The sequence below is a fragment of the Daejeonella sp. genome (genome assembly GCF_044232565.1).
Classification (GTDB): Bacteria; Bacteroidota; Bacteroidia; order Sphingobacteriales; family Sphingobacteriaceae; genus Daejeonella.
In genome coordinates this window covers 1-5792 of sequence record NZ_JBIILQ010000179.1, presented here as the reverse complement: position 1 = coordinate 5792, position 5792 = coordinate 1, and the positions used below count along the sequence as shown (strand labels likewise).

At 36.1% G+C, this 5792-nt stretch carries 6 protein-coding genes; 3 read left to right on the top strand and 3 right to left on the bottom strand.

Going from position 1 to position 5792, the window contains the following annotated elements; all coding sequences use genetic code 11:
• From ACILQF_RS09815 to ACILQF_RS09805, 3 genes are all read left to right on the top strand, one after another.
• On the top strand, positions 1 to 734 hold a 734-nt coding region (locus ACILQF_RS09815), incomplete at its 5' end, for a succinate dehydrogenase/fumarate reductase iron-sulfur subunit (RefSeq protein ID WP_395627235.1).
• A gap of 143 nt (positions 735 to 877) precedes the next feature.
• Entirely contained in the window at positions 878 to 2281 is a 1404-nt protein-coding gene (locus ACILQF_RS09810; protein ID WP_395627234.1) for an MBL fold metallo-hydrolase RNA specificity domain-containing protein, read from the top strand.
• A 51-nt stretch (positions 2282 to 2332) separates the two neighbouring features.
• The gene (locus ACILQF_RS09805) at positions 2333 to 3682 is read left to right on the top strand and encodes a M20/M25/M40 family metallo-hydrolase (protein ID WP_395627233.1); all 1350 of its coding nucleotides are present in this window, start codon (positions 2333 to 2335) and stop codon (positions 3680 to 3682) included.
• Here the strand turns inward: ACILQF_RS09805 and ACILQF_RS09800 are convergent, their stop codons facing one another.
• Genes ACILQF_RS09800 through ACILQF_RS09790 form a run of 3 tightly spaced genes read right to left on the bottom strand, consistent with a single transcriptional unit; the run spans position 3683 to position 5570 of the window.
• On the bottom strand, positions 3683 to 4483 hold the full coding sequence (locus ACILQF_RS09800; RefSeq protein WP_395627232.1) for an ABC transporter permease: 801 nt from the start codon (positions 4481 to 4483) through the stop codon (positions 3683 to 3685).
• A gap of 5 nt (positions 4484 to 4488) precedes the next feature.
• Positions 4489 to 5388, bottom strand: a complete 900-nt coding sequence (locus tag ACILQF_RS09795) for an ABC transporter ATP-binding protein (RefSeq protein WP_395627231.1) — start codon at positions 5386 to 5388, stop codon at positions 4489 to 4491.
• A gap of 5 nt (positions 5389 to 5393) precedes the next feature.
• On the bottom strand, positions 5394 to 5570 hold the full coding sequence (locus tag ACILQF_RS09790) for a hypothetical protein (RefSeq protein WP_395627230.1): 177 nt from the start codon (positions 5568 to 5570) through the stop codon (positions 5394 to 5396).
• Positions 5571 to 5792 lie beyond the last annotated feature (222 nt).

Here is a 5792-nt window from a genome sequence, read left to right as displayed (position 1 = left end):
TTTGGCGTCAAAAAAATGCTAAAGCAAAAGGTGAATTAGTTTCATATCAGGCTGACCATGTTTCTCCGGATATGTCATTTCTGGAAATGCTTGATGTTGTAAACGAAGGGCTAATTAAAAAGGGTGATGATCCAATTCACTTCGATCATGACTGCCGTGAAGGTATTTGTGGTTCCTGTTCTTTGCACATCAATGGAAGGCCACATGGTCCTAAGCAAGGCATTACTACCTGCCAGTTACATATGCGTAGCTTTAATGATAAGGATACCATCGTTATCGAGCCTTGGCGCGCAGAAGGATTTCCTGTAATTAAAGATTTAGCAACAGATCGGTCATCGTTTGATCGTATTCAAAGAGCTGGAGGTTTTATTTCAGTGAATACAGGTGGTGCCCCTGATGCTAATGTAACTCCAATCCCTAAAGTTATTGCAGACGAAGCATTTAATTCTGCTACTTGTATTGGATGCGGTGCATGTGTTGCAGCTTGTAAAAATGCTTCCGCTATGCTTTTTGTATCTGCAAAAGTTTCTCAATTAGCCTTATTGCCACAAGGTCAGCCAGAGCGTTTCCGTCGTGTGCAGGCTATGGTTGCGCAAATGGATGAAGAAGGCTTTGGAAGTTGTACCAATACAGGCGCATGTGAAGCGGAATGCCCGAAGGAAATTTCGATTACCAATATCGCAAGAATGAATCGTGATTATTTTTCTGTAAAATTACTTAAATCAGAAGAATAAATCTTTGTTTTTTTAACTCTTTGAAACAACCTGGACGCATTTACATCGTCCGGGTTTTTTTATATTTTATCTTTTGATAATCTAGGGTATTTGTAATTTAATTCAGTTAATTTTGATAGGAGGCCCACATAGGGGGAATTAATATGCGTATAAGTTTTCATGGTGCAGCTAAGAACGTTACAGGGAGTAAACATTTAATTCGACTAGAAAATGGCACAAAAATCTTATTAGATTGTGGCATGTTTCAGGGTATGGGCGAGGAAACGGACGCACTTAATGAACATTTTGGCTTTAACCCTATTGATGTTAATTACTTAGTATTGAGTCATGCGCATATTGACCATAGCGGCTTAATTCCCCGACTAGTAGCGCAGGGTTTTAAAGGTGAAATTTATTGTACTGCTGCTACCATGGATTTAGTTCGTATTTTACTTTTGGACTCAGCAAAAATTCAGGAACAAGATTCAGAATATAGTAATAAGCACAGAGTTCGAAAGGGACTTTCTTTACTCAAACCATTGTATAATGAAGATGATGCAGTGGCCTGCCTACGTCAATTTAGAATTATTAAGTACAATGAAGAAATACAGATAAATGAGGATATAAAGCTTGAACTTACAGACGTTGGCCATATTATTGGTAGTGCGGCAGTACATTTAACTATCCATGAAAATGGAAAAACAAGTCGCATAACATTTAGTGGTGATGTAGGTCGCTATGGTGATTTGATTTTGAAATCGCCTCAAACCTTCAAGCAATCAGATTATATTATTCTTGAATCTACTTATGGAGATAGTTTGCATGAGGATGTTGAGCCAACTGAAGACTTACTAAGGGAAATAATCTATCAAACATGCATCTTACGTCGGGGGAAGCTCATCATTCCAGCATTTAGTGTAGGACGTACTCAAGAATTACTCTACTCATTAAACCATCTTGAAGAAAGAGGAATTCTTCCGGATGTTAATTATTATGTAGATAGTCCGCTTTCTATAAAAGCAACAAACATTGTAAAGAGTCATCCCGAAAATTTTAATAAACATGTGCAGGACGTGATGCTTCACGATGACGATCCCTTCAACTTTAAAAAATTGATTTTTATTCAGGATACTGCTTCATCCAAAGCTTTGAACACCAATAATGAGCCATGTGTAATAATTTCTGCTTCTGGAATGGCAGAGGCTGGAAGGGTAAAGCATCATATTAAAAATAATATTTCTAATGAGGACAATACCATTTTAATGGTAGGTTATTGTGAACCTAATTCGCTAGGTGGCCGATTAATGTCTGGATACACTTCTGTATCAATTTTTGGTGAAGAATTTAATGTGAAAGCTGAGGTTAGATCTATTCGTTCTATGAGTGCACATGGTGACTATGAAGATTTACTGAAATTTATTTCCTGCCAAGATCCGCAAAAGGTCAAAAAACTCTTTTTAGTCCATGGTGAAGAAGAAGTTCAAAAAGCTTTCAAACTCAAAATCGTCGAAAAAGGTTTCGCAAATGTTGACATACCTGAAAGACATCAGGAATTTACTCTTGATTAAAATTTTTAATTCCATCTTTTTATATTTACACTAAATTATATCAATCACTTTATGAAATACTTATTTTCTCTCATTTTAATTGCTTCAGGATTTGTTGCTTTGGCACAAACTTCCATTGTTAAGCAAGATCAGCAAATCAAAACGATGGTTGAAGAGGTTTCTTCCCAAAATATTGAGGCAATAATTAGAAAACTAGTGAGCTTTGAAACACGCCATAGCATGAGCGATACTTTGAGTAAAACCACAGGTATTGGTGCAGCTCGTAATTGGATTAAAGCGGAGCTTGAACGTTATTCTATGGCATCTGGCGGCAGACTAAAAGTCGAGTTCGACACATTTACTCAGGCTGCAGATGGTAGAAGGATAGTTACACCAACGGTCATGAAAAATGTATTGGCTATTCTTCCAGGTACCGATCCATTAGATGATCGCGTATTTATTGTTTCGGGTCATTATGATTCAAGAGCTTCAGATGTGAATGATGCCAAAATTTTTGCTCCAGGAGCAAATGACGATGCTTCTGGTACGGCTGCTGCTATGGAATTGGCTAGAGTAATGAGTAAAAATAAGTTTAACTGTACTTTAATTTTTGTGGCAATGGTTGCCGAAGAACAAGGTTTATATGGGGCTGCTAATTTAGCAAAACGTGCCAAAGCAGAAGGGTGGAATCTTGCAGGTATGATTACTAATGATATTGTTGGTAATACTTTTGGAGTAGAAACAGGTATAAAAGATAATAGGAGCGTACGAATTTTTAGTGAGGGCGTCTCTGTTATTGAAACACCCGAAGAAGCTACGCGAAGAGCAAGTACGGGATCTGAAAATGATGGTTCTGCTCGTCAATTTGCGAGATATCTGAAGGAAGTTGGTGAGCGATATGTTGATCAACTGGATGTTAAACTTATATATCGCCGAGATAGATATTTACGAGGAGGTGATCATACACCATTCTCCCAGTTAGGTTATGCAGGTATCCGTGTAACTGAAATGAATGAGAATTTTGATCGTCAGCATCAAACTGTTCGAAAAGAAAATGGAACCGACTATGGTGATTTGCCTGATTTTGTAGATTACGACTATACCCGTAAGGTAACCCAGATGAATTTGGCATCATTAGCTAATTTAGCACTCGCTCCTAGAGAGCCACTAAAGGTTGGCGTTGTAACAAGCGGACTAACCAACAAAACTGAGTTGAAATGGGAGAGGCCAATAGGTGAAGAACCTCTCGGTTATTATGTAGTAATGAGAGAAACTTCTAGCCCCATTTGGGAGAAAAAATTCTTTGTAACTGGTACAAAGGCAGTGTTTAATTATTCAAAAGACAATTATTATTTTGGAGTTCAATCAGTGGATAAGGAAGGCCATGAAAGTTTGGTAGTGATTCCGCGTTCTGTGCGTTAATTATTTAATGCTTCTGTTTCGAATCACATAATAGCCAATGAAATAGGTGGCAGTAGAAATTGCGAGGCTAAACCAGATCTCTTTGCTCATTAAGTCAAAGGCGATTAATTCATTTTTCTTGTTCATTGCCTGCTTCATGAAGCCATTTATGGTCAGCATTGGATGTGTATATGGAATGGTAAATGCATATTTCCATCCTAAATTGGCTGTAATTATTCCGAAAACAGTTAGTATAAGTCCGATGCCCATTGGTTTTAAAAAATCAGCCCATAGTAAACTGAATAAAAATTGGATGGCCAATATTCCAGTTGAGGCAAGAAAAAGTTTTAAATGTAATTTGTAAAGTATTGCCGAGAAATTAAATTCATTGAATTTCAATTCTGGTTTTAGTAAGTCTAGTATAATTCCCGAGAGTAGTATGAGGGTGGCAAAGAGGCTAAGGCATAGTGCATTTAATAGTAGAGCATAAACAAATTTAGCTGAATAAATACTCCATTTTGAGATGGGTAATGTAAAGAGGCTTTTCCACATCTCGGCACGGTGTTCAATGTTATTGATTGAAAAGGATTGAAAAATAATTATTAATGGTAAGAGCAAGCTGCCCATCACACCAATAAATGCCATGCTGAATCTCATCCACTGCATTTCGGCGGAATAATTAGCCATTTTTTCTGCATGATTGTAAAATCCTACAGAGACCAATAAACAAAGTATTAGTGGCAGCAAAATGGCTGATAGAAAGGCAAGTGTTTTCCGTGTTTTATAAAATTCAGAAGATAAAGAAAGTATGAAGCCCTGCATAAATATTATTGAGTAATGGATAGAAATAAATTTTCTAGATTTTCCTGGCTCTGACTTAAGCTGTATACCTTATGATTATTTGATACTAGGAGTTGATTTATTTCTGATACTTGTTCCTTAGATTGATAAGGTATAGAAAGTGTTTCATCAAATAGTTCTGTGAGATATCCATTTTTTAATAAAAGTTCTTTTGCATTATCAGGTTGGCTCACCTGTATGTGAATTTTTTTCTTGCTTATTTTATGTAGTTCCTCTAAGCTGCCCTGAAATACAAGTTTGCCATGATTTATTATTCCTAAGTGGCTAACCATTTTTTCTACCTCGGATAGCTGGTGGCTAGAAATGAAAACAGTTTTTCCCATTCCATAAACAAGCTTACGAAGTAGATTTCTTATTTCGATAATCCCATTGGGATCTAAACCATTAGTTGGTTCATCCAAAATCAATAATTCGGGATCTGGTAAAAGCGCAAGCCCTATACCCAATCGTTGTTTCATTCCTAAAGAATATTGACCAGCTTTCTTATCTGCATGTTCGCTTAAGTCAACAAGTTTTAGTACTTCATTTACTCTAACTAATGAAATTTGGAGAAGTCTTGCTCGGTTTATTAAATTTTCTCTTCCTGATAAATGATGATATATTGCTGGTTGTTCAACTAGAGAGCCTATTCTTGAAAGAATATTAATTCGGTTATTTCTGAATTCTTTGCCAAAAAGGAAAACTTTTTTGTCTTCTGTTTGAAGCAGATTGAGTAAAATTTTAATGCTTGTTGTCTTACCTGCACCATTCGGACCGATAAATCCATAAATACTGCCTGCTTCAACTTGTAAAGATAGCTGTTCTAGCACCTGATTTGCACCAAAACGATAGGACAGGTTTATGGTTTCAATAATATTCTCAGGCACCCTTTTTATTTGATTACTGATTTGACAATCATTTCTAAGCTTGGAAGCTGTAATTTTAGGAAAGCATGCTGCTTTTCAGTAGTAATATCATTATTAAAATTGAAAATTAATAGTCCGATTAATAGAAATACCGGAACGAGTAGCATAATAAATGGAGAAATACAGTTCTTGAACTTTTTCATTTTAAATAATTTGATGATGCAATTAAATACAATTTAATTTATTGTAGAAATGCATTAGACCAAGCTCCTTTTTTATTAGACAAACAGCACTTTTTCTACTCTTAAATTTAATAGTGTAAATTAGGCTGTTTGCAGATAGATATTGGCTGTTCGTCGAATCCGATACCTACTGGCAGGTGGAAATAATACATTTATTTATGAATAAGTTGAAGCAGGTAATTC